At 59.6% G+C, this 24,274-nt stretch carries 23 protein-coding genes and 1 tRNA gene; 14 read left to right on the top strand and 10 right to left on the bottom strand.

Going from position 1 to position 24,274, the window contains the following annotated elements; translation table 11 throughout:
- Positions 1-14 precede the first annotated feature (14 nt).
- Positions 15-584, top strand: a complete 570-nt coding sequence (gene phnN, locus QR290_RS22320) for a phosphonate metabolism protein/1,5-bisphosphokinase (PRPP-forming) PhnN (RefSeq protein WP_289203628.1) — start codon at positions 15-17, stop codon at positions 582-584.
- Here the strand turns inward: phnN and QR290_RS22315 are convergent.
- A complete protein-coding gene (locus QR290_RS22315) occupies positions 559-738 on the bottom strand; it encodes a PA3371 family protein (RefSeq protein ID WP_007960291.1) in 180 nt (59 codons plus the stop codon). The genes phnN and QR290_RS22315 overlap by 26 nt on opposite strands.
- 20 nt (positions 739-758) lie before the next feature.
- On the bottom strand, positions 759-986 hold the full coding sequence (locus QR290_RS22310) for a hypothetical protein (RefSeq protein WP_289203627.1): 228 nt from the start codon (positions 984-986) through the stop codon (positions 759-761).
- Between the two features lie 284 nt (positions 987-1,270).
- Between QR290_RS22310 and QR290_RS22305 the strand changes: the two genes are divergently transcribed.
- Positions 1,271-1,347: transfer RNA gene (locus QR290_RS22305), tRNA-Arg, on the top strand.
- Between the two features lie 61 nt (positions 1,348-1,408).
- Here QR290_RS22305 and QR290_RS22300 read toward each other — a convergent pair.
- Positions 1,409-2,779, bottom strand: coding sequence for a lysozyme inhibitor LprI family protein (locus tag QR290_RS22300; RefSeq protein ID WP_289203626.1), 1,371 nt, complete (start codon positions 2,777-2,779; stop codon positions 1,409-1,411).
- A 215-nt stretch (positions 2,780-2,994) separates the two neighbouring features.
- Here QR290_RS22300 and QR290_RS22295 point away from each other — a divergent pair, with 215 nt between their 5' ends.
- From QR290_RS22295 to QR290_RS22280, 4 genes are all read left to right on the top strand, one after another.
- Positions 2,995-4,599: a tetratricopeptide repeat-containing response regulator gene (locus QR290_RS22295; RefSeq protein ID WP_085745116.1), complete on the top strand. Its 1,605-nt coding sequence runs from the start codon at positions 2,995-2,997 to the stop codon at positions 4,597-4,599.
- Positions 4,596-5,288 carry a sensor histidine kinase gene (locus QR290_RS22290; protein ID WP_007960318.1) on the top strand — a complete coding sequence of 231 codons (693 nt, stop codon included), beginning with the start codon at positions 4,596-4,598 and terminating at the stop codon, positions 5,286-5,288. The genes QR290_RS22295 and QR290_RS22290 overlap by 4 nt, the downstream gene beginning before the upstream one ends.
- Positions 5,289-5,507: 219 nt before the next feature.
- The gene (locus QR290_RS22285; protein ID WP_289205322.1) at positions 5,508-6,749 is read left to right on the top strand and encodes a glutamine synthetase family protein; all 1,242 of its coding nucleotides are present in this window, start codon (positions 5,508-5,510) and stop codon (positions 6,747-6,749) included.
- 68 nt (positions 6,750-6,817) lie between these two features.
- Entirely contained in the window at positions 6,818-8,188 is a 1,371-nt protein-coding gene (locus tag QR290_RS22280; protein WP_289203625.1) for an MFS transporter, read from the top strand.
- Positions 8,189-8,248: 60 nt separating this feature from the next.
- On the opposite strand, the gene QR290_RS22275 is transcribed toward QR290_RS22280, so the two are convergent.
- From QR290_RS22275 to flgA, 4 genes are all read right to left on the bottom strand, one after another.
- On the bottom strand, positions 8,249-8,983 hold the full coding sequence (locus tag QR290_RS22275) for a flagellar brake protein (RefSeq protein WP_289203624.1): 735 nt from the start codon (positions 8,981-8,983) through the stop codon (positions 8,249-8,251).
- Between the two features lie 95 nt (positions 8,984-9,078).
- Entirely contained in the window at positions 9,079-9,546 is a 468-nt protein-coding gene (locus tag QR290_RS22270) for a flagella synthesis protein FlgN (RefSeq protein WP_007960323.1), read from the bottom strand.
- Between the two features lie 48 nt (positions 9,547-9,594).
- Positions 9,595-9,921, bottom strand: a complete 327-nt coding sequence (flgM, locus tag QR290_RS22265) for a flagellar biosynthesis anti-sigma factor FlgM (protein WP_007960324.1) — start codon at positions 9,919-9,921, stop codon at positions 9,595-9,597.
- Positions 9,922-10,139: 218 nt separating this feature from the next.
- The gene (flgA, locus tag QR290_RS22260; protein ID WP_080511025.1) at positions 10,140-10,901 is read right to left on the bottom strand and encodes a flagellar basal body P-ring formation chaperone FlgA; all 762 of its coding nucleotides are present in this window, start codon (positions 10,899-10,901) and stop codon (positions 10,140-10,142) included.
- A gap of 82 nt (positions 10,902-10,983) precedes the next feature.
- On the opposite strand from flgA, the gene QR290_RS22255 reads away from it, so the two are divergent.
- The 6 genes from QR290_RS22255 (at position 10,984) to flgE (ending at position 15,975) form a co-directional block, all read left to right on the top strand.
- Complete coding sequence (locus QR290_RS22255) at positions 10,984-11,916, top strand: chemotaxis protein CheV (RefSeq protein WP_007960326.1); 933 nt, start codon at positions 10,984-10,986, stop codon at positions 11,914-11,916.
- Positions 11,917-11,963: 47 nt separating this feature from the next.
- Positions 11,964-12,791, top strand: coding sequence for a protein-glutamate O-methyltransferase CheR (gene cheR / locus QR290_RS22250; RefSeq protein ID WP_007960327.1), 828 nt, complete (start codon positions 11,964-11,966; stop codon positions 12,789-12,791).
- Between the two features lie 241 nt (positions 12,792-13,032).
- Positions 13,033-13,440, top strand: coding sequence for a flagellar basal body rod protein FlgB (gene flgB, locus QR290_RS22245; protein WP_025112931.1), 408 nt, complete (start codon positions 13,033-13,035; stop codon positions 13,438-13,440).
- A gap of 3 nt (positions 13,441-13,443) precedes the next feature.
- Complete coding sequence (gene flgC, locus QR290_RS22240; protein ID WP_054593596.1) at positions 13,444-13,887, top strand: flagellar basal body rod protein FlgC; 444 nt, start codon at positions 13,444-13,446, stop codon at positions 13,885-13,887.
- 15 nt (positions 13,888-13,902) lie between these two features.
- Positions 13,903-14,631, top strand: coding sequence for a flagellar hook assembly protein FlgD (flgD, locus tag QR290_RS22235; protein ID WP_085745111.1), 729 nt, complete (start codon positions 13,903-13,905; stop codon positions 14,629-14,631).
- Between the two features lie 30 nt (positions 14,632-14,661).
- Positions 14,662-15,975 carry a flagellar hook protein FlgE gene (flgE, locus tag QR290_RS22230; RefSeq protein WP_115078897.1) on the top strand — a complete coding sequence of 438 codons (1,314 nt, stop codon included), beginning with the start codon at positions 14,662-14,664 and terminating at the stop codon, positions 15,973-15,975.
- A 662-nt stretch (positions 15,976-16,637) separates the two neighbouring features.
- Here flgE and QR290_RS22225 read toward each other — a convergent pair.
- Positions 16,638-19,532, bottom strand: a complete 2,895-nt coding sequence (locus QR290_RS22225; RefSeq protein ID WP_289203623.1) for a ribonucleoside-diphosphate reductase subunit alpha — start codon at positions 19,530-19,532, stop codon at positions 16,638-16,640.
- Between the two features lie 735 nt (positions 19,533-20,267).
- Between QR290_RS22225 and QR290_RS22220 the strand changes: the two genes are divergently transcribed.
- Complete coding sequence (locus QR290_RS22220; RefSeq protein ID WP_085697060.1) at positions 20,268-20,990, top strand: response regulator; 723 nt, start codon at positions 20,268-20,270, stop codon at positions 20,988-20,990.
- Positions 20,987-22,597: an ATP-binding protein gene (locus tag QR290_RS22215; protein WP_007957745.1), complete on the top strand. Its 1,611-nt coding sequence runs from the start codon at positions 20,987-20,989 to the stop codon at positions 22,595-22,597. Before QR290_RS22220 ends, QR290_RS22215 begins: the two co-directional genes overlap by 4 nt.
- A gap of 6 nt (positions 22,598-22,603) precedes the next feature.
- Here QR290_RS22215 and QR290_RS22210 read toward each other — a convergent pair whose 3' ends face one another.
- Together QR290_RS22210 and QR290_RS22205 are read right to left on the bottom strand one after the other, a co-directional pair.
- On the bottom strand, positions 22,604-23,329 hold the full coding sequence (locus QR290_RS22210; RefSeq protein WP_289203622.1) for a 4'-phosphopantetheinyl transferase family protein: 726 nt from the start codon (positions 23,327-23,329) through the stop codon (positions 22,604-22,606).
- Between the two features lie 107 nt (positions 23,330-23,436).
- Positions 23,437-24,228, bottom strand: coding sequence for a dienelactone hydrolase family protein (locus tag QR290_RS22205; RefSeq protein WP_289203621.1), 792 nt, complete (start codon positions 24,226-24,228; stop codon positions 23,437-23,439).
- Positions 24,229-24,274: the final 46 nt, after the last annotated feature.

The following is a 24,274-nucleotide window of genomic DNA, read 5'->3' as shown; positions in this document are numbered from 1 at the left end:
AGGGCGTTTTCAGGATGGATGGCAGGCTGATTTACCTCATGGGACCTTCCGGCTCCGGCAAGGACAGTCTGATCGAGGCCGCGCGTGAACCCTTGCGGGCGTTGAACTGCGAAATCATCAGACGAGTGATCACCCGTTCAGCCGAATCCGTGGGCGAGGATGCGATCGGCGTGACGCCGCAGGAGTTCAAGCAACGTCAGCGCGCCGGCGAGTTTTCGCTGGCGTGGGAGGCCAACGGTCTTTCCTACGGGATTCCGGTGGAAATGGATCAATGGTTGAAAGCGGGTAAACACGTCCTGGTGAACGGCTCTCGGGCGAACCTTCGGCAAGCCCTGGAAAGCTACCCCACGCTGGTGCCGGTGCTGCTGACGGTGCGAGACAATGTCTTGCGTGAGCGCCTGCTCCGGCGTGGCCGGGAGACGCTTGAGCAGATCGATGCTCGGCTGGCCCGCAATACGCTGTTTAAGGACAGGCGTTCAACGGATAGCCCTGTGCATTTGATCGACAACTCGGGAGACTTGGCGGATGCCGTCAATCTTCTGCTGGAACTGGTCAGATTCAGCGTAATACCGGATCAAACTTGATCTTGCGCCCGGCCACCAGTGCCAATACGAACAGCGCCGAAAACACGCCGCAACCGATCAGGGGCAGGGATATTTCGGTTTCCTCGAACAGCGAAAAATGCCCGAGGCCACTCAATAAGGCAAGGATCAGAAATCCTGCAGCTGACTTGGACATGCTGTACTCCTGAAGATATTTCAAAACACCAGACGTTCAGTCGAATGCGCCGGTAACGTCTGTTCAGATTCGCTCACTGCTTGCGGGGCGAAGCTCTGATCGCTCAACACCGCCCATTGCGGCGCCTTCTGCACTTGCAGGTAATGCGGCATGCGCCCGGCCACTTTCTCGTTGTCCTCGGGGGCGAAGTGAAAACCCACCAGGACGGCCAGTGCGATTGCGTTTGCGAACACGAGGGCGCTGTTCATGAGACGAGTCTCCGATTGTTCTTGTATAAGAACCGGTAAAGCAGCCGTCGTGCCAATAGTCTAACCGCTGTTAAGTCCTTTAAAAACAAGCATTTAACAGGGTTTTTCGAACAGGGAGCATTGCATTCTGCAATGATGGCTTTTTGCGGTGATGCAAATTGCACGGTAAAACATCCGGCACCCTTGCAAGGCACCTGCCTACACTTAAAAAGCCCTGCGGACGACATGACAAATCAGGGCCCGGCCGTTAACATGCACGCCGTCTGTCGCACCGACAGTCCTGTGTCCCAGTAGCTCAATTGGATAGAGCATCCCCCTCCTAAGGGGAAGGTTGGCAGTTCGAACCTGCCCTGGGACACCATCTATTGAAAAGCCCCGCGCAGAGTAATCTGCCGGGGCTTTTTGCTGTGCGGAAAAAAGACCTAGAACGTCTCGGCGCCACCCTCGGCTTTGCCAATCGATGTGCTGACCTGGGTGATATGACGACGCCCGTTGACCGTATATCCGCGCTCCTGGCTCTCAGCTTCAGGCTTGCGCATCGTCAGTTTTGCGAAGAGTCCATTCTTTTCATCGTAGCTGCCGAACCAGTTGATCAGTCTTGCGACATAACAATCATCACCAATGATCACGGGGAAGTCGGCGACAGGTTCGATTGCGTAGTAGCTCGCACCGTAGCCGTAGTATTCCTCGATGTCCTTGGCGGATTGGGGGATGGGACAGAGCGGTTTTTTCTGCTGTCCCGTCATCCCCGCATGTGTGTCCAGACCGGTCACAGCTTTGGCGAGCACCTTCTGCAGGGACGGTTCCAGTTCGTAGGCTTTATCGCTGTCCTCGATGTACTGAGTGTGTGGAACGGTCAGTTGGTAGTCATAGCGCACGCTGACCGTCGGCACCTGTCTGTTGATCTTCAGCGGATTGAGCAGGTAGACCTGATCTTCGCCGTAGCTGCCGTTTTGGTAGGCGAAATAGATTTTGCCGCGAGTACCGATCAGGTACACGGCCTGATTGGCACCGCGGTCATTGGTATAGAAAAGGACGCTGTCGTTACTGGTCTGAGGGGCAATCTCAGCCGTTCTCCTGATAAATCTGCCGTCGCCCCGACGCCAGGTTTCTGTGTAATGAAACATCCCGGTGCCGCCGGAGTAGGTTTCCACGATGAGATCGCGCTGACCGTCTCCATCCAGATCCATCAGGGTGTACGAGGTTTGGCCGGACTCTGCTGCGCCCTTGATGTCGGATGCTTGCAGTGCTTTCCACTCGTCTTGTGTGACATCTTTGGGGGTGGTCGTGGGGAAGAGCGGTTGCTCATCTTCATCCAGCTCTGCTGAAAATGAGCTGCCGATGGAGCCAAGGGTCAGAGAATTCAGCGCCCGCTCCAGCGCAAACTCCGGATTTTCCTTACTCATCTCCCGAACCCGCAGCTGCAGATCCTCCATGACCTGTTTATCGATCTCGTCCGGTTTGTAGGCCACCGCGTCGATCCACTGCGCGTGCAAGACCTGCAAACGATCCTGATAACGCTGGCTCAGACAACTGACCTCCTCGCCACATCGATCACGCTCCTTCAGCCACTGAAGCTGGGCCTTTTTCACGTCGGCCTGCGCCGGTGCGGCCTTTATCAACTTCCGATAAGCCGCCCCCATCTGCGCATCCAGCTCATACAACGGCTTGTCTGCGCATATTGCATTCTCCACAACACTCGCCGCCTTTGTGCAGTCCATTCCGCTCGCCAGTGCCTGCTGAAAAAACAGCAGCGCACAGGCCGACACGATGTAGCGTCCATTGATGTACACGATGAATCCTTTGCCGTTGGTAGGTGAGAACCGCCGCGCAGGGTAATCCTTGCGCAACGAATCTTGAACCCCCGCTTCAAGAGAACCGCTGATCCGGCCGATAACCCATTCGGTGACTTCAGAGTCGCGCGAAATCGCTTGATAGCATTTGGCCGGCAGCTATCATCTGCGCGCCTGGAAATGGTCCATCTTCTTCAATTGCCTGGAAATCCTCGATGCTGTCGTATCACCAAAAGAGTTTTCTGATCGTCGATGATTTCTCGGATTTCCGCAGTTCCGTGCGTTCGATGTTGCGCGAGTTGGGCGTCAAGGATGTGGACACCGCCGACACCGGTGAGCAGGCGCTGAAAATGTGCGCGCAGAAGTCCTACGATTTCATCCTCCAGGACTTCCACCTCGGTGACGGCAAGAAGAACGGTCAGCAAGTGCTGGAAGACTTGATGATGGAGAAGCTGATCAGTCACGAAGCGGTGTTCGTGATGGTCACGGCCGAGACCAGTCAGGCGATGGTGCTCAGTGCCCTGGAGCACGAGCCGGACGCGTACCTGACCAAGCCGTTCAACCGTTCTGGCCTGGCTCAGCGGCTGGAGCGTCTGGAACAACGCAAGACCCTGCTCAAACCGATTCTGCAAGCCCTCGACCGTGGCAAACCGGTCGAAGTGCTCAACGCCTGCATCGCCTTGTGTAAACAGGACATCCGCTATTCGCCGCTGTGCCTGCGCTATCGCGCCGATGCGTTGCGCGACATGAACCAGAACGAAGCGCTCGAGCGCCTTTACGACAGCATCATCGCCGACCGGCCGTTGCCGTGGGCGTTTGCCGGGTTGGGCAAGTTGCTGTTCAAGCGCGGGCAGGTCAGCCAAGCCAAAGGCGTTTACGAAAAAGCCTTGAAGGTCTTCCCGATGATGCCGGCGCTGTACGACGGCATGGCTGACGTACTGGTTGCCGAAGGCGATACCAAAGGCGCGCAGCAAGTGCTGGAGGAGGCGATTCGCCTGTCGCCGCTTGCAGTGCGCCGTCAGGCGTTGCTGGGCAAGCTGGCGATGGCCAACGAAGATTTCGACACCGCCTCCCGGGCTTATCGCCAGGCGGTGAATCAGGGCGCGCAATCGCGCTTCAAGGATCCGGAAAGCAATCTGGGCCTGGCCCACGCGCTGATCAGCAAGGGCAGCGAGCGTGGGCTCGACACCCGCACGCGGCTGGAGATCAACACCACACTGAGTGCGGTGGCGAAAGAAAACCCGACCGATCCGGGCCTGCAGATTCGCGCGCGTCTGATGAAGGCCACGAGCCTGTTGCTCAACGATGCCGAGACCGCCGAAAAGCTCACCGAACAAGCGCTGATGCGCCTCGACGGCATGGAACAGTTCATGAGCCCCGAGGCGGCGTTGCTGGTCGCCAAGCAATTGCAGATGCTCGGCCAGGCCGAGGCGGGCACCTCGATGCTCAAGAGCTGTGCGGAAATCTACGGCGATGATCCGACGGTGATGAAAGACATCGCCAAGCTCACCGACGACCCGACTATTCTCAGCTCCAGTAATGCCGCCGCCGACCTCAACCGTCAGGGCGTGCGCGTGTACAAGACCGGCAACCTGGTGGAGGCCCGCGAGGTGTTCCGCAAGGCGCTGAAGATGCAACCGAAGAACATCAGTATCGCGCTGAACATGGCCCAGTCGCTGCTGCACGGCACCGACACCAATGTGCCGTCGGCGGAGCTGGAAGAATGTCGGGCCTGCCTGAAACTGGTGGGCATGATGCCCGATACCGACGCGCGTTATCCGCGTTATCAGAAGCTGAAAAGCAAGGCGTTTGGCGAATGAACCAAGACGAGCAGGCACTGGATTTTTCCACGGTGATCGCCTCCACCGTGCACGACATGAAGAACTCTCTGGCGATGCTGATGCAGGCCCACAGCCAATGGCTGGCGCGTCTGCCCGAGGCACAGCGCCAAGGGGCGGAGCAGGGCGTGATCGACTTCGAGTTCGCCCACCTCAACGGCATGCTGGTGCAGCTGCTCGGGCTGTACAAGCTCGGGGTCAACCAGATGCCGTTGCAGCCGGCCTATCACGAGCTGGACGATTTCATCGAGGCGCAACTGGCGGCTCATCAAGAGGTCTTCGCCAGTCGCGGCATCATCGCGACGTATGAGGTCGACCCGCTCAGCCCACTGGGTTTCTTCGACCGTGAACTGATCGCCTCGGTGCTGGGCAATTGCATCAACAACGCGATCCGCTACGCCCGTGAATCGCTGCTGATCACCGTCAGCGATGAAGCCGGTCAACTGGTGTTGAGCATCAATGACGACGGCGACGGTTACCCGGCGGAAATGCTCGAGCGTCAGTCCGATTACGTGCAGGGCATCAACCACAGCAGTGGCAGCACCGGCCTCGGTCTGTACTTCGCCGGGCGCATCGCCGCGCTGCATCAGCGCAACGGTGTTGGCGGCCGGACCGAGATCCGTAATGGCGGCCCGTTGGGTGGTGGTGTGTTCAGTATTTACCTGCCCTGAATCACGGATTCATCGACCGGAATTCTTTTTGTTGGCTGCTGCTTGATATTCCGAACAGCCGAAGCCTATTTTGTCCGGGTCGCCGTTCGCGGCTCGCACAATAACAAGGATTGCGTCATGACAACCGATGGCCAGCGTTCACTCGCGCAGCGATTGACGGGCATTGATGAGATTGAATGTGTCACGCCGGATTTGAACGGTGTGCCACGAGGCAAGGTAATGACCGCCGAGGGCTTCCTCGAAGGGCGGCGTTTGCAGTTGGCCCGGGGGGTGCTGCTGCAATGCATCATGGGCGGTTATCCCGCCGCCAAATTCTATGGCAGCGATGACGGCGATCTGGCGCTGGTGGCCGATCCGGCGCAGATTCACCCGTTGCCATGGAGTGAAGAACCACGGGCCTTTGCCATCTGTGATGCCGACGAGCTGACCGGTGAAAGCTCCAACCTGTCGACCCGTAGTCAGCTCAAGAAAGTCATTGCCCGTTACGCAGCCCTCGGTCTGGCGCCGGTGGTGGCGACCGAACTTGAATTCTTTGTGTTCGCGCCGAACACCGACCCGACCCAGCCGTTCCAGCCGCCAGTCGGTCTAGACGGTCGTCGCGAGGACGGTCACTCGGCGTTCAGTGTCAGCTCCAACAACGGTCTGCGGCCGTTCTTCAGTGAAGTCTATAAATGCATGGCCGCCCTCGGTCTGCCGCGCGATACCTTCATGCATGAAATGGGCGTCAGCCAGTTCGAGATCAACCTGCTGCACGGTGATCCGCTGCTGCTGGCGGACCAGACCTTCCTGTTCAAACACCTGCTCAAGGAAGTCGCGCTCAAGCACGGCCTGACCGTGGTCTGCATGGCCAAGCCGCTGGCGCACACGCCGGGCAGTTCGATGCACATTCACCAGAGCATCGTCGAGATCGGCAGCGGCAAGAATGTGTTCAGCGACGCGGACGGTCAGCCGACCGCGATGTTCCGCCACTTCATCGGCGGGCAACAGGCGGGCATGGCCGACTTCACCGCGCTGTTTGCGCCGAACGTCAATTCGTATCAGCGTCTGTGCCATCCGTTCGCATCGCCGAACAATGCCTGCTGGTCCCACGACAACCGCGCCGCCGGGCTACGCATTCCGGCCAGTTCGCCGGTCGCGCGTCGAGTCGAGAACCGCTTGCCGGGCGCCGATGCCAACCCGTATCTGGCGATTGCCGCGAGCCTGGCCGCCGGCTTGTACGGCATTGAGCATGAGCTGGAGCCAAGCGAAGCGATTCAAGGCGAGTTCGACGTGCCGGACCATCTTTCGCTGCCGTGTACCTTGCACGCGGCGCTCGAACGTCTGAAGCGCAGCCAGCTTGCCAAGGAACTGTTCGGCACGGAGTTCATCGAAGGCTACATCGCTTCGAAGACCATGGAGTTGACCAGTTTCTTTGATGAAATCACTCCCTGGGAACGCCGTGTTCTAGCAGCCCAGGCCTGACGAAATGTTGCCGTCGGGCTATCGTTTGATAGCCCGATACTTACCGCAAGGAGCCGCTCGGAACGCCGATGCGCCAAATCTGGAAATCCTTTCGAGCGCTGTATTTCGCCTCGCTGATGATGTTGATCGGCTCGGGCCTTCTTTCTACTTATCTGGCTTTGCGTCTGGCTGCCGACCATGTCGACGGGTTGTGGGTCGGTGCGTTGATGGCGGCCAACTATTTCGGCCTGGTGCTGGGCGGCAAGATCGGTCACCGCCTGATCGCCCGGGTCGGGCATATCCGCGCCTACTCGGCGTGTGCCGGGATCGTCGGCGCGGCGGTGCTCGGTCATGGGCTGGTGGACTGGCTGCCGGCCTGGCTGGTGCTGCGGACGATCGTCGGCCTCGGCATGATGTGCCAATACATGGTCATCGAGAGCTGGCTGAACGAGCAGGCCGACGCCAATCAGCGCGGTCTGGTGTTCAGCGGCTACATGATCGCTTCGTACCTGGGGCTGGTGCTCGGTCAGCTGATTCTGGTCATGCACCCGGGCCTTGGCCTGGAACTGCTGATGCTGGTCGCGCTGTGTTTTGCCCTGTGTCTGGTGCCGGTGGCGCTGACCCGACGGATTCACCCGGCGCCGTTGCATCCGGCACCGATGGAGCCGCGCTTCTTTATCAAGCGTGTGCCGCAGTCGTTGAGTACGGTGCTTGGGGCCGGGCTGATCATCGGTTCGTTCTACGGTCTGGCGCCGCTGTATGCCTCGCAGCAGGGGCTGTCTACCGAACAGGTCGGTCTGTTCATGGGTAGCTGCATTTTTGCCGGGCTGGTGGTGCAGTGGCCGTTGGGCTGGTTGTCCGACCGCTATGACCGGGCGTTGCTGATCCGCTGTTTTGCGCTGTTCCTCGCGATTGCGGCGTTGCCGCTGGCGATCCTGCCGCAGGTGCCGCTGGAAGTATTGTTCGTGGTCGGCTTCCTCTGCTCGCTGGTGCAGTTTTGCCTGTACCCGTTGGCGGTGGCGTTCTCCAACGACCACGTCGAAGGTGAGCGTCGGGTATCGCTGACGGCGATGTTGCTGGTGACCTATGGCGTGGGTGCCAGTGTCGGGCCGTTGGCGGCCGGGGTGCTGATGAAGCTGTTCGGGCCGCAGAGCCTGTACGCGTTCTTCACCTTTTTCGCGCTGGTGCTGGTATGGCGGATCCGGCCGAAAGCCGTGACCAATCTGCACCAGGTCGACGATGCGCCGCTGCATCACGTGGCGATGCCGGACAGCATGTCCAGTTCGCCGCTGGTGGCTGCGCTTGACCCTCGGGTAGACGAGCAGGTGGTGCAGGAGCAGATGCAGAATACGGTCGTTCCAGAGCCGGAGCCCGAACCGGAACCCGAGCCAGAACCTGTCACGCCAACCGACTCGACAGTCGAGGGCGAAGGGCCGGACATCAGTACCGCCAGGCCTTGATCCGGGCATAAAAAAACGGGCAGTCACCACAATGACTGCCCGTTTTTTTATGCCTGCCGATCAGAGATCGTCTTTATCGAACCGACGCGCTTCGCGTTGCAGTTGATAAACGAAACGCTCGACGTTGCGGGCTGCCGGGCCGCTGATGTTGTGAAAGCGCAGGCCGGCGAAGGTGATGTTGAGTTTTTCTTCGAAGTGCAGGTAACGCAGCTCGACCGATACCGGTTGGTTGCCGAACAGCGGCGCGGCGATCAGGCGATCATAGACCTGGCCCAGTTGCAGGCGGTCGGTGATGTCGCCTTCAAAGCGCAGCTTGCAACCCGTGGCCGAGATGTCGAGCAATTTGCCATCCAGCGGTGCCTTGAGTTTTTCGCCGCCGAGCACGACGCTGACCAGATCGGTCAGTTTCAGTGCGGCGCGAAAGGCATTGCGGCGCTGGTGATAAACCACTTCGGTCGGCAAAGCACCGGTGTAGAAACGGTCGCCATCGGAATCCTTGATGCTCAGCGTCCCTGTACATTCCCAGGCAATGCGCACGCCATCATGAAAGCCCTCAACCTTGAACGGTTCGCCTGCTTCCAGAAAACGTTCACCGTCGCGCGGGATCATTTCATCAAGCTTGATCGAACCGTTCTCGCGATCGACTTCAATCAGGTAGCTCTGAAAGCGCTGGCTGCGCTCGTGGAACGTAATGATCAGCGGATCGTGGCTCTCTTGCAGCTGGCGCAGATTGCTGGAGATCTCCAGGGGCGTGGTGAGCACCTTTGGGGGCTGCGGAGCGTCATCATTGGACACGTTAAATCAATCTCCAGACAAAATTTGACTACGGCTGGCCAGTATTTTGCCAGCATGTATCGCACGTTGATAGGGCGCAAGCATAGAAGAAAGCATCACGCCTGGCTGAGCGCGCGTGGTTTCTGCAGTTTGGAGAAGGTGCCACTGGCATCGTAGAGCGCGGGAGGCTCGCCGCCGGTGAGGATTTTCAGCTGATTGGCCGTGGCGGCCTGCTGCATGATGATCGACTGGCCATTCTTGACGTTGGCCGCCTGGCACTGGGCAATCAGGTCGGTCAGGACATCGCTCTGGCTCAGCAACTGGTCGCCGATGCTCGACTGGCTGGCCAGTTGTTCCAGGCCTGCGCGGTCGAGCGACAGATTGAGACTGGCGAGGATTTCGCTGCGCTTGCGGCCATGCTGTTCGAGCAGAATGATCAATGCCTGTTTGCGCGCAAGAATTTCTTCCAGCAGAGGCATGTCGCGACCGTGCAAGGCGAGGGACTCGGTTTGCAGTAACTCCAGCAATTGTTGAGCTGGAGCAAAGTCGTCGGTGATCAGTTGCAATAAATTAGTGTCGTGCATGGCTGGCCTTGGGTTTTAAGCGTCCAAAAGCCTGGCGCTGACCGAGGCCTAGCGCTGGGCTTCGAAATTAAGCAGTTTGCTGGCTACACGGTTGCTGTCGACCTTGTAGCTGCCATCGGCAATCGCTGCTTTCAACTCGGCCACGCGGGCTTTATCGACGGCAGGCTGATCGCGCAGCTTGTCAGTGACCTTCTGCAACTGTTGAGCCTCATTGCTGAGGTGTACCGATTCCCCGCTTTTTGCGGTACTGGCCTGTTCGGCCGGGGTATTCAGCGGCGCGGAGGTGCCGGTTTCGGCGGTTTCCTTGGCGTTGCTGGTACGTGTACTGCCCGTAAGTGACGAGGAGCTGTTCAAACGGCTGAAATCGATGACCATGTTAAAAACCTCTGGGAATTTGGACGCTTGCCATGTTCTCGGCCATCCCCTGGAAAACTTTAGGCTCATTTAGCAATGAGCTTGCATGCGCCGTTGCAGATCCTGCTGCGGCACAGTTTAGGGAACAGCTCTGGTCAGCGCCAGTTTTCTGCCTGGTTACTAGGGGCTTTTCACATATCCGTTCATGCAACCGTTTACATCGCCGCTCACATGGCCGCTCACATGGCCACTTCCACCTGGCCGGGCGCGACAACCTGCGCCTTGATGACCCGTTGGGAATTGAGGTTCTTCACCCGAATCTGCTCTTTCAGGCCGCCGTTGGCCAAGGCTTCGCCCGGCATCCGGACGGCGAGGGTGCCGCTGCGGGCGGTGATCACCACTTGATCGCCCTTGCGAACCACTTCCGCCTGTTCCAGATGCACCAGGGTGATGACTTGATCGGCTACCGTTGGTCGGGTCAATTTCTGGCCGATGGCCTCATCCACCGACGTCAGGAAACCCTGATTGATCGTACTGACGTCGCGCTCGCGCAAGGTCACGTCCTGAGGCTCGATGATGCCGGCGCGTTTGAGTGGCCGCGTGGTGGTGACAATCTCGCGAAACAGGCGGACTTGAGCGGGCACGAACACCGTCCAGGGGGAAGCGCCTTCGCAGCGGACCTTGACCGTTACACGGCCCAGCGGGCGTGCCGGACTCTCCAGTGTCGCTGTCAATTCCTTGTCGCACATAGGCATGCGCATGCGTGGATCGAGCTGGTTGACCTCGATTTCATAACGGCCTTCCGTTTGACTGGTAGCCAGATAGTCTTCTACGGTGAATTCAAGAAAGCCCTGAGTGACGCCGATAAGCATGTCAGGCAAGGTAACCGCATCAGCACCGGCAGGGCTGCCAGCGAAAAAAAGGCAAACGGCGGACATCGCGCAAAGCCCTCTGCGGAGGGGAGATGTCAGGCGTCGGAAAAATGTCGTTTGAGCGTTCATACGAGTTAAAAAGCAAGCGCCGTGCCGTTTAGCAATGAATGTGCGTCGCAACAACACTTGGCGTTGGTGTAGGAGTCTGGGCATGGCTGGTGTAATGGATTCGGTGAACCAGCGCACGCAACTGGTGGGGCAGAATCGCCTGGAGCTGTTGTTGTTCCGTCTCGACGGCCAGCAGCTCTACGGGATCAACGTGTTCAAGGTTCGGGAAGTGCTGCAATGCCCGCAACTGACGCTGATGCCCAAGTCCAGTCCTGTCGTGTGCGGGGTGGCGAATATCCGGGGGGCGACCATTCCGATCCTTGATCTGGCGATGGCGACCGGCTCCGGTGCTTTGAAAGACAAGAACAGTCCGTTCGTGATCATCACGGAGTACAACACCAAGACCCAGGGTTTCCTGGTGCGCTCGGTGGAACGTATCGTGAACATGAACTGGGAAGAGATTCATCCGCCGCCCAAGGGCACCGGACGCGATCATTACCTGACCGCTGTGACTCGGGTCGACAATCAGTTAGTCGAAATCATCGACGTCGAGAAGGTGCTGGCGGAAGTGGCGCCGACACCGGAAGCGATTTCGGTCGGCGTGGTGGATGTCGAGACCCAGAGCAAGGCGTTGTCGTTGCGGGTGCTGACGGTCGATGACTCGTCGGTGGCGCGCAAGCAGGTGACGCGTTGCCTGCAGACGGTCGGTGTCGAAGTAGTGGCGTTGAACGACGGCAAGCAGGCGCTGGATTACCTGCGCAAGCTGGTCGACGAGGGCAAGAAGCCGGAAGAAGAGTTCCTGATGATGATCTCCGACATCGAAATGCCGGAGATGGACGGGTACACCCTGACGGCCGAGATCCGCAGCGACCCTCGCATGCAAAAGCTTCATATCATCCTGCATACTTCGTTGTCGGGAGTGTTCAATCAGGCGATGGTCAAGAAAGTCGGTGCCGATGACTTCCTGGCCAAGTTCCGTCCTGATGACCTGGCATCCCGGGTAGTCGACCGGATCAAAGCAGCAGATATCAGCTAAGGGCCTTCTGCCCCTGGCGTTCAACACGATTTAAGAGGCGGCATCATTTGTCTACGGGTAATTTGGATTTCGAACAGTTCCGGGTCTTCCTGGAAAAAGCCTGTGGCATTTTGCTCGGTGAAAACAAGCAGTACCTGGTGTCGAGCCGTCTCAACAAACTGATGGAGCAGCAAGGCATCAAGTCCCTGGGTGAGCTGGTACAGCGCATCCAGACCCAGCCGCGCAGCGGTTTGCGCGAGCAGGTGGTCGATGCCATGACGACCAACGAAACCTTGTGGTTTCGCGACACCTATCCGTTTGAAGTCTTGAAGAACAAGGTGCTGCCCGAGGCGATCAAGGCCGCTCCCAACCAGCGTCTGCGGATCTGGTCGGCGGCCTGCTCGTCGGGTCAGGAACCCTATTCGCTGTCGATGTCGATCGACGAGTTCGAGCGAACCAACATCGGCCAGTTGAAGATGGGTGTGCAGATCGTTGCCACCGATCTGTCCGGCAGCATGCTGACCAACTGCAAGACCGGCGAGTACGACAGCCTGGCGATCGGTCGCGGTCTGTCCGCCGATCGTCTGCAGCGCTACTTCGACCCGAAAGGGCCGGGGCGCTGGGTGATCAAGGCGCCGATCAAGAACCGGGTGGAATTCCGCTCGTTCAACCTGCTCGACAGCTACGCAAGCCTGGGCAAGTTCGACATCGTGTTCTGCCGCAACGTGCTGATCTACTTCTCCGCCGAGGTGAAGAAGGACATCCTGTTGCGCATCCACAGCACGCTGAAGCCGGGCGGTTATCTGTTCCTTGGCGCTTCCGAGGCGCTGAACGGTCTGCCGGATCATTACCAGATGGTTCAGTGCAGCCCGGGGATCATCTACCAGGCGAAGTGATCAAGACCGGCAACACAAGAAACGGGAGTCCTCAGGGGCTCCCGTTTTTTTATGCCTGAAGGTTTTGCCGGTGGCAGGTGGCGGCAGAAAAGCGGCATCCGGCGGAAACCGGTTGCCGCTTTTCTGGCATTGCCGCATTGCCGATCCCCGGCAAGGCCCCGTAATCCGGGGCTTTCTCAAACTGGCACGACGCTTGCTATAACCCTGTTACGAAAAATCCGGTCACCTGAAGGTTCCCGACATGAGCATCAGCTTCGATAAAGCGCTCGGCATTCACGAAAAGGCTCTGGGCTTCCGCGCCCAGCGTGCCGAAGTGCTGGCCAACAACATCGCCAACGCCGACACCCCGAACTACAAGGCGCGGGATCTGGATTTCTCCAAAGTGCTCGAAGCACAGAGCCAGAAGAACGCCAACGGCACCATCGCCCTGAACATGACCAACAGCCGTCACATCGAAGCTGAAGGCCTGGGCAATGGCGACGAGTCGCTGATGTATCGCACGCCGATGCAGCCGTCGATCGACCAGAACACCGTGGACGCTCAGCTGGAACAGTCGAACTACGCGGAAAACGCCGTCGGCTTCCAGGCCAGCTTCACCCTGCTCAACAGCAAATTCAAAGGGCTGGTGTCAGCCCTGCGCGGAGAGTAATCCATGTCCCTGTCCAGCGTTTTCAACATTGCCGGCAGCGGCATGAGCGCCCAGACCACTCGCCTCAACACCGTGGCTTCGAACATCGCCAACGCCGAGACCGTCTCGTCGAGCATCGACCAGACCTACCGTGCCCGTCACCCGGTGTTCGCCACCATGTTCCAGGGCGGCCAGAGCGGCGGCAGCAATTCGTTGTTCCAGAACCAGGATGCAGCCGGTCAAGGCGTGCAGGTGCTCGGCGTGGTCGAAGACCAGAGCAACCTCGAAGCGCGCTACGAGCCGAACCATCCGGCGGCTGATGCCAAGGGCTACGTCTACTACCCGAACGTCAACGTGGTGGAAGAAATGGCTGACATGATTTCCGCGAGCCGGTCGTTCCAGACCAACGCCGAAATGATGAACACCGCCAAGACCATGATGCAGAAGGTACTGACCCTCGGTCAGTAATAAGGGGCGACTGCCATGAGTGTTACCGATACCACCAGCAGCCTGACGATGAACGACATACTGGCCAACTCTTCGAAGAAGACCAGTAGCACGACCACCGGCGGCATCGCTTCGGCCACCAACAGCTCGACCGGCGGCCAGGCCTTGGGCAAGGACGCGTTCCTGCAACTGCTGGTGACCCAGCTGAAGAACCAGAACCCGCTCGACCCGCAGGACAACAGCGCATTCGTTGCCCAGCTGGCGCAGTTCAGCAGCCTTGAGGGGATCACCACCCTCAACAGCACCGTCAGCTCGCTGGCCGGCAACTACAACTCGTCGCAAGCCCTGCAGGCTTCGTCGCTGGTTGGCCGCAACGTGATCGTGCAGACCAACTCGGTTCAGCTCGACGATCCGAGCAAAGGCATGACCGGTTCGGTCACCGTTCCGTCGTCGATTGCCGGCGGCACCGTCTCCATCACCGACAGCAGCGGCACCGTTGTTCGCACCATCGATCTGGGCAGTCGCGCCGCCGGCAATGCGAGCTTCACCTGGGACGGCAAGGACAAGGACGGCAACCTGGTGAAAACCGGTACCTACACCGTCAAGGCGAACGCCTCGATCAACGGTACCTCGACCGATATGGCGACCTACCTGCCAGCCACGGTCACCAGCGTGACGATCAGCCAGACCGGCGGCGAGCTGATGCTCAACCTGTCCGGCAAGGGCACCGTTGCCCTGTCCAAAGTACAAACCATTGGTATATAGAGCCGACTAACCGGCACAAAGGAGTGGAATATGTCTTTCAATATCGGCCTTAGCGGTCTCTATGCAGCCAACAAGCAACTGGACGTGACCGGCAACAACATCGCCAACGTCGCGACCGCCGGTTTCAAATCGTCCCGTGCAGAATTCGAAGACGTCTACTCGGCAACTCGCCTGGGCAGCGGCAGCAAGGTCATCGGCAACGGTGTGCGCCTGGCCAACGTATCCCAGCAGTTCACCCAGGGCGACATCAACAACACCGGCAACGTGCTGGACATGGGCATCAACGGTTCGGGTTTCTTCACCCTGAGCAACAACGGCTCGATCTCCTACACCCGTGCCGGTACGTTCAAGGTTGACAAGGACGGCTTCATCACCAACACCGACTACACCTCGCGTCTGCAGGGTTACGGTGTGGATTCCAACGGCAAGATCATCAACGGCGTGTTGACCGATCTGAAGATCGACACTTCGAACCTGGCGCCGAAGTCCACCTCGCTGGTGACCTCGACCATCAACCTGAACTCGACCGCTCCGGTGATCGACGACACAGTGGCGGCCGGAAAATTTGACCCGACCAACACGGCGACCTACACCAAGTCGTTCAGCACACCGATCTATGACAGCCAGGGTAACCAGCACACCATGGATCAATACATGGTCAAGACCGGTGCCAATACCTGGAAGGTCTACACCCTGGTGGACGGCCGTAACCCGGATGCTACCGGCAGTGATCCGAAAGTCACCGCGCCTGTTGCTTCGACCATGACCTTCGATTCCACTGGCAAACTGACTCAGGTCAGCACTCCACCGGCTACGATCAGCAGTGATCTGAAGCTCACTGGCTGGGTGCCTGGGACTGTGACCAATGGTGTCTGGACTGCCAACGGCGCTTCGGCGAACCCGGCCGGCATCACCATTTCGATGGCCAAGACCACTCAGTACAACGCTGATACCGCGCGTTCGATCCCGACTCAGGATGGTTACGCTACTGGCCAGATCACCAACCTGACCATCGACGGTACCGGTACGCTGTTTGCCAACTTCAGCAACAACCAGAGCAAGGCCATCGGCCAGGTTGCGCTGGCCAGCTTCACCAACGAGCAGGGCCTGCAGCCTATCGGCGGTACCAGCTGGAAAGAGACTTACGCTTCGGGTATTCCGGGCTACGATGCGCCGGAGACCGGTACGCTGGGTTCGGTCGTATCCAACTCGCTGGAGGAGTCGAACGTTAACCTGACCAATGAGCTGGTTGATTTGATCAAGGGTCAGAGCAACTATCAGGCGAACGCCAAGACCATTTCGACTCAGAGCACTATCATGCAGACCATTATTCAGATGACCTGATTCTGGGTTTGGTTTTGTACGGGAGCCCCTCTTTTTGAGGGGCTTTTTTTTGTTTCGGTTTTGAGGTGGATCCGTTTCTGCGGGTGTTGCTTCTGGCGGTTTCGCCCTTACGGCGAGTCCCTTTTTCAAACGCCAAAAAGGAACCAAAAGGCTTGGCCCCTGCGTTCGGCACCTCGCTTTGGCTCGGTGTTCCTTCGTTCCGGAATTCATCCGGGGGCATCGCCTACGGTTTGCTTCGCTGCACCTCCTCTCGATGCATGCGGCTTCGCCGCACGGTCGCTGCGCTCCCACCCCCGGATAAATCCCTCCACTCAGCCTGCCGATGGGGCCGGCACGTCAAAAGCGGTACTCGAGCTAACGCTCATCGTGTTGAGTGGTGGAAGCAAGGGCAAAGGCAAAGGCAAAAGGCAAAAGGCAAAAGGCAAAAGGCAAAAGGCAAAAACAGGTGCGGGATGTTTGCTTTTTAAGACTTGAGTTCAACTCGGTATTTCACGTCGGCGTATCTCTCCAAACAACTCGGTCGGTTCCCTCTCCCTAAGGGAGAGGGCTAGGGTGAGGGGGCTTTTGATTTTTTGTCGCGGACAAAAGAAAACCCCCGACAAACCAGAAGTCTGTCGGGGGTTCTCGGATCAGGCGTTTTGCAACGCCTGATTCAGCTCAGCTTATTGGCAAGCTTCGCAATCCGGCTCGTCGATGGCGCAAGCCTTCGGTACTGGAGCCGGGCCGGCAGGGGCTGCCAGGACCGAGTCGTCGCCGTGGTTGCCGCCGCTGGATACAGCGTTCAGCTTACCGGTGTTGATGGTCGACTTCTCGGTGCTGGTCGCGGCCAGGGCACGGAGGTAGTAGGTGGTTTTCAGACCACGGTACCAGGCCATGCGGTAGGTCACGTCCAGCTTCTTGCCCGATGCGCCGGCGATGTACAGGTTCAGCGACTGGGCCTGGTCGATCCACTTCTGACGACGGCTGGCGGCGTCAACGATCCACTTGGTGTCCACTTCGAACGCGGTCGCGTAGAGCTCTTTGAGTTCTTGCGGGATGCGCTCGATCTGCTGAACCGAACCGTCGTAGTACTTCAGGTCGTTGATCATGACCGAGTCCCACAGACCGCGAGCCTTCAGGTCGCGAACCAGGTACGGGTTGATCACGGTGAATTCGCCCGACAGGTTCGATTTCACGTACAGGTTCTGGTAGGTCGGTTCGATCGACTGCGATACGCCGGTGATGTTGGCGATGGTCGCGGTCGGTGCGATGGCCATGATGTTCGAGTTACGGATGCCTTTCTGTACACGGGCGCGAACCGGTGCCCAGTCCAGGGACTCGGTCAGGTCGACGTCGATGTATTTCCGGCCACGTGCTTCGATCAGGATCTGTTGCGAATCCAGCGGCAGTACGCCTTTGGACCACAGCGAACCCTGGAACGTCTCGTACGAGCCGCGCTCGTCGGCCAGGTCGCAGGAAGCCTGGATCGCGTAGTAGCTGACCGCTTCCATCGACTTGTCGGCGAACTCGACGGCAGCGTCGGAACCGTAAGGGATGTGCTGCAGGTACAGCGCGTCCTGGAAGCCCATGATGCCCAGACCGACCGGACGGTGGCGGAAGTTGGAGTTCTTCGCCTGCGGTACCGAGTAGTAGTTGATGTCGATCACGTTGTCGAGCATGCGCACGGCTACATCGATGGTGCGCTTGAGCTTGGCGGTGTCCAGCTTGCCGTCGACGATGTGGTTCGGCAGATTGATCGAGCCCAGGTTGCAGACCGCGATCTCGTCCTTGTTGGTGTTCAGGGTGATCTCGGTGCACAGGTTCGAGCTGTGGACCACGCCGACGTGCTGCTGCGGGCTGCGCAGGTTGCACGGGTCTTTGAAAGTCAGCCATGGGTGGCCGGTTTCGAACAGCATCGACAGCATCTTGCGCCACAGGTCTTTGGCCTGGATGGTCTTGAACAGCTTGACCTTGCCCGGGTACTCGGTCAGGGCTTCGTAGTACTCGTAGCGCTCTTCGAAGGCCTTGCCGGTCAGGTCGTGCAGGTCCGGTACTTCGGATGGCGAGAACAGGGTCCACTTGCCGTCATCGAAGACGCGCTTCATGAACAGGTCAGGGATCCAGTTGGCGGTGTTCATGTCGTGGGTACGACGACGGTCATCACCGGTGTTCTTGCGGAGTTCGATGAACTCCTCGATGTCCATGTGCCAGGTTTCCAGGTAGGCACAGACAGCGCCTTTGCGCTTGCCACCCTGGTTAACGGCAACGGCGGTGTCGTTCACCACTTTCAGGAACGGAACCACGCCTTGCGACTTGCCGTTGGTGCCCTTGATGTACGAACCCAGTGCACGAACCGGCGTCCAGTCGTTGCCCAGGCCACCGGCGAATTTCGACAGCATGGCGTTGTCGTGGATCGCGTGATAGATGCCCGACAGGTCATCCGGCACGGTGGTCAGGTAGCAGCTCGACAGCTGTGGACGCAGGGTACCGGCGTTGAACAGGGTCGGGGTCGAAGCCATGTAGTCGAACGAGGACAGCAGGTTGTAGAACTCGATCGCACGGTCTTCTTTCTGCTTCTCTTCGATCGCCAGGCCCATGGCCACGCGCATGAAGAAGATCTGCGGCAGTTCGAAACGCACGCCATCCTTGTGGATGAAGTAACGGTCGTACAGGGTCTGCAGGCCCAGGTAGGTGAATTGCTGGTCGCGCTCGTGGTTGATCGCCTTGCCCAGTTTTTCCAGGTCGAAGTCGGCCAGCACAGGGTTCAGCAGTTCGAACTCGATACCTTTGGCGACGTAGGCCGGCAGTGCCTTGGCGTACAGGTCAGCCATTTCGTGGTGAGTGGCGCTTTCGGCCACGCCCAGGAAGCCCAGGCCTTCGGCACGCAGGGTGTCCATCAGCAGGCGGGCGGTCACGAACGAGTAGTTCGGCTCGCGCTCGACCAGGGTACGCGCGGTCATCACCAGCGCGGTGTTGACGTCGTTCAGGGCCACGCCGTCGTACAGGTTCTTCAGGGTTTCGCGCTGGATCAGGTCGCCGTCGACTTCGGCCAGACCTTCGCAGGCTTCGGTGACGATGGTGTTCAGGCGGCCCATGTCCAGTGGCGCGAGGCTGCCGTCGGCGCGGGTGATGCGGATCGACGGGTGCGCCTGTACCGGTGCTTCGGCGGTGGTGCGAACGGCACGTTCCTTGGAACGGGCGTCACGGTAGATCACGTAGTCGCGAGCCACTTTCTGCTCGCCGGCACGCATCAGGGCCAGTTCGACCTGGTCCTGGATTTCTTCGATGTGGATGGTGCCGCCCGACGGCATGCGACGCTTGAAGGTCGCGGTGACCTGTTCGGTCAGGCGGGCAACGGTGTCGTGGATTCGCGACGAAGCGGCAGCGGTGCCGCCCTCAACTGCGAGAAACGCTTTGGTGATAGCGACGGTGATCTTGTCATCGGTGTAAGGAACGACAGTGCCATTACGCTTGATCACACGCAGTTGGCCAGGCGCGGTGGCAGCCAGATCCGAATTCGAATCGGCGGCCTGCGGCAAGGTGCCCTGCGGGTTCTCGCGAGTTGTGTCGGTTTGCATGGGTGTCTCCACGTTCTCTATGTTTGTTTGGGCACCATCACGGTGCCCACCGTTCCGTCCTGAAGCACTACAACCGGCAGTTGCCGGGTAACGACTTCGGGACAGTTCAGGAAGGGGGCCTTGTGGGCGCCGCTTCCATGCCGAAGTCTTCGGTTCGCGCGATACGCGTGAAACCGCATTCCTTTCGGGGAGCAGTTTCGGACTGCAACACCCGTACCGTTTACGCCGTGATCGGCTGAAAAACGGTAGCCATCCGCAGGCGCGGTTTGGGCTTCTGAAAATACGTTTGGTTCAACCCGACAATGGCAATAAAAAGCCTTGAATTCACTGTCCGGTTTGTGTTTGGTTTTTTGGTCTCAACCCCTACATGTAGGGTTTTTTCAAGCGCGGGCTACAAGATAATGCGTTTTGGGGGAGGATTGCAACGGACAGCCTGTGGATAACCCTGTGCGTAAATTGTGTGCGAAATGTCGAATTCACGTGTAGGCCGCGAACCTGCTGAGCTAGACCGTTTGTCACTGTTTTTTCGCCGGGAAAAACGCTTCAGCGGATTTTTAAGGGCGCGAACCCTATCACAAAAATCCGCCTTGTCCGAACGCATTTACCGACTTGTGTTCTGGCTGTACGCCGTTTATACAATCGGCCCGTGCGCACGCATTCTTATCCTCCTTAAAGATGACAAAAAGACGGGAGGATCCTTCCTTTATAGGCAGCATCGGCAAGCAGAGGTCACCCGTGGAGCAAGAAGCCTGGCAGGTATTGATAGTCGAGGACGACCAGCGTCTGGCCGAACTGACCCGTGAATACCTGCAAGCCAACGGGTTGCGCGTGGAGATCGAAGGCAACGGCGCGCTGGCGGCGGCGCGGATCATCAAGGAACAGCCGGATCTGGTGATCCTCGACCTGATGCTCCCCGGCGAAGACGGCCTGAGCATTTGCCGCAAGGTTCGTGACCGCTACGACGGGCCGATTCTGATGCTCACCGCGCGCACCGATGACGCCGACCAGATCCTCGGTCTGGATCTTGGTGCCGACGACTATGTCTGCAAACCGGTGCGCCCACGGCTGCTGCTGGCGCGCATCCAGGCGTTGCTGCGACGCAGTGACACACCGGAGCCGTCGGCCGGCAACCCGCGTCGTCTGCAATTCGGTCCGCTGGTGGTGGACAACGCATTGCGCGAAGCCTGGCTCAGCGACAGTGGCATCGAACTGACCAGCGCTGAATTCGATCTGCTCTGGTTGTTGGTGTCCAACGCCGGACGGATCCTGTCCCGGGAAGAAATTTTCACCGCACTTCGTGGCATCGGCTACGACGGCCAGGACCGCTCGATTGATGTGCGCATCTCGCGCATCCGCCCGAAGATCGGCGATGACCCCGACCACCCGCGCCTGATCAAGACCGTGCGCAGCAAAGGTTATCTGTTCGTGCCGGAAGCCTGCGCAGACCTGCCGCTGTGAATTCGATTTTCTTGCGCATCTACGGCGGCATGTGCGCGGCGCTGATTCTGGTGGCGGTGCTCGGTGTTCTCGCGCTGCACCTGCTCAATCAGGTGCGCAGCGAGCAATACCGCGAGCGTCTGGCCCACGGCACGTTTTCGCTGATGGCCGACAACCTGCAACCGATGAACGAAACCGAGCGCCATCGCGCCTTGCTGGTGTGGGAACGGCTGCTCGGTATTCCGCTGGCGCTGAAAACCTTTGCCCAGACCGATCTCGACCTGACCCAGCGCACCCGGGTGCAGCGCGGCCAGGCGCTGGTCGAGCAGACCGGCCCGCACGCGGCCAAGGTCTATCGATTGGTCAGCGACAAGGATCAACTGGTGCTGGTGGGCGAGGTGCAGCAGATCAGCGAGCAGCTGGCCCGGGCGACCATTTACCTGTTGGCCGATGAACTGGTGCGGGTGCCGGTGGGTGAGCAACCCAAACGGCTGGCGCAATTGAAGGAAGACAAAGGCTTCGGCTTCGATTTGCGGCTGGTCACCGTCAGCGATGCCGACATGGACGAAGACCAGAGCCGTCGGGTGTCCGAGGGCGATACGGTGATGGCGCTGGGCAAGGGTGGCGATTCGATCCGGGTGTTCGCCGGCATGGTCGGCACGCCGTGGGTGCTGGAAATCGGGCCGCTGTATCAGATGAACCCGTACCCGCCGGAATGGCTGGTTTTGATCGCTGCCCTCGGCCTGACCCTGATCGGCCTGATCGTCTATTTATTGGTGCGTCAGCTCGAACGGCGTTTGCGCGGGCTCGAAGCCGCCGCCACGCGCATCGCCAAAGGCAGTCTGGAAACCCGGGTGCCGGCCCGGGGTGCCGACTCGGTGGGCAAACTGGCGGCGGCATTCAACGGCATGGCCGAGCACTTGCAGCAGTTGCTCGCCATCCAGCGTGAACTGGTGCGCGCGGTGTCCCACGAACTGCGCACACCGGTGGCGCGCCTGCGTTTCGGTCTGGAGATGATCGGCTCGGCCACCACCCCGCAGGCGCTGGAAAAATACCGCGAGGGCATGGATCACGACATCGAGGACCTCGACAAGCTCGTTGATGAAATGCTCACGTACGCCCGGCTGGAGCAGGGCTCGCCGGCGCTGACCTTCCAGCGCATCGACCTGGATGCGCTGGTCAATCAGGTGATCGAAGAGCTGGCGCCTCTGCGCGCCGAAGTCACGGTACAGCGCGGCTTGTGCCTGTCGGCGGCCGATTGCGATGACGCGTGGGTCGAGGCCGAGCCGCGTTACCTGCACCGCGCCTTGCAGAATCTGGTGAGCAACGCCATGCGCCATGCGCGTTCGAAGGTCACGGTCAGTTATCAGGTCGGGCAGATGCGTTGCCGGGTGGATGTCGAGGACGACGGCCCCGGTGTGCCGGAAACCGCCTGGGAGAAAATCTTCACGCCGTTCCTGCGCCTGGACGACAGTCGCACCCGGGCGTCCGGCGGACACGGGCTGGGTCTGTCGATCGTGCGGCGGATCATCCACTGGCACGACGGCCGGGCGTTGATTGGCAAGAGCAAGAGTCTGGGCGGGGCGTGCTTCAGCCTGAGCTGGCCGAGGAATCAGGAGCGGCGCTGAAACCGCTTACGCCTGGATGCTGACCAGACTCAGCAACTGCCCGTCCTGCACACCGAACTGAGCGTCCAGTTCGGTCCCGTTGCGCCATTCGCTGGACAGATCCGTCAGCAGACGCAACCGCACCTGGCCCTGTTCATTCCATTCCAGCACCTCGGCGTGTTCGAAGTAGAAGCGCTGCTGCACGATCGGGTACAGCGCCTTGAACAGGCTTTCTTTCACTGAAAAGGTCAGGGTTACCCAGAGTGCAATCTGATCCCGGGAACCGGCGGCCATGCGCTGCATTTCCGGTGGGGTCAGGATCTCTGCGGCCAGTCGCTCGGCGCGTTCGGCGTTGAGCAGGTTTTCCAGGTCCATGCCCAGTCCGCGCCAATGCCGTTTGTTGGCGACAATCGCCGCCGCACGACCGGTGCTGTGGGTGATCGAGCCGCAGATGTGCGCCGGCCAAATGGGCGCGCGGTCCTCGCCGATCGCCGGAACGGTGCTCGAGCCTTCCAGCTGCTGCAACGCCGCCCGGGCGCAAATCCGCCCGGCGAGGAATTCCGCCTGTCGCTTGGCCACCGAACGCTGAATGCTCGGCGGCGGCTCGATGGCACTACGGCGGAAGTCATCACCGAGCAGTTGCGACGGGTCGAAATGAGTGCTCAGAAACACGGTGTCGGGCAATGCGGTCGGCAGCGGCCAATAGGCATCGAGCGGGGTGCAGCAGGCGGGGAGGAAAGGGCTGGCAGTCATGTCGGGCATTTTGCCGGTAAGCGTCAGGGCTGGGTAGTGGCAAGGTTTAAATCGGCGGCGCGATCATCGCCAGCAGGCTGGCGATGGCCGCGCCGCGATGTCCCTGCCTAATCAAATATCTTCTTGAAGAACGCCTGCATGTCCGCCCAGGACTTTTCATCGGCAGCCTTGTTGTAGCCGATATCCGGGCCACCGTGATCGCCGTGGCTCAGGCGATCCGCGTCAGGATTGCTGAAGCCGTGCTTGGCACCGTCGAGGCTGACGAATTGATAGTCGGCGCCGGCCTTGTCCATTTCCGACTTGAACGCCGCGACGTTATCCGGGGTGACCATGCTGTCCAGTACGCCGTGTTCGACGAGGACTTTCGCCTTCACACTGCCCGGCGTAGCCGGAGTCTTGGTGGCCAGCGCACCGTGGAAACTCACCACGCCGGCCAGCGGCACACCCTGACGCGCCGCATTCAGCACCACGCCACCGCCGAAGCAGTAACCGATCGCGGCGATTTTATCCTTGTCGGTCTGTGGCTGTTTCTTCAACAGATCCAGCCCGGCCTGAAAGCGCTTGCTGGCCGCATCGGCGTTTTGCGTGGCGGCTTGCATGAACGCCATCGCGTCTTTCGGGTGCTCGGTGTTCTTGCCTTCACCGTACATGTCGATGGCCAGCGCGCTGTAACCGAGCCCGGCGAGATCCCGGGCGCGGCGCTTGGCGTAGTCGTTCAGGCCCCACCATTCATGCACCACCACCACGCCGGGTCGCGGGCCCTTGATCGCATCGTCGTAGGCGTAATAACCGATCAGCTTCGTGCCGTCGGCACTCTGATAGGGGATTTCCTCGGTCTTGATCGCAGCCTGGCTGAGGCCGCTGAAGACGAGCAGGGCGAGGGTTAGAAGCAGGCGCATGATCGGGTCTCCTGACGATAAAGGGTCAAAACAGCCTAGTTCATTT

The organism is Pseudomonas fluorescens, assembly GCF_030344995.1.
Classification (GTDB): domain Bacteria; phylum Pseudomonadota; class Gammaproteobacteria; order Pseudomonadales; family Pseudomonadaceae; genus Aquipseudomonas; species Aquipseudomonas fluorescens_BF.
This window is presented reverse-complemented; position numbering and strand designations above follow the sequence as displayed.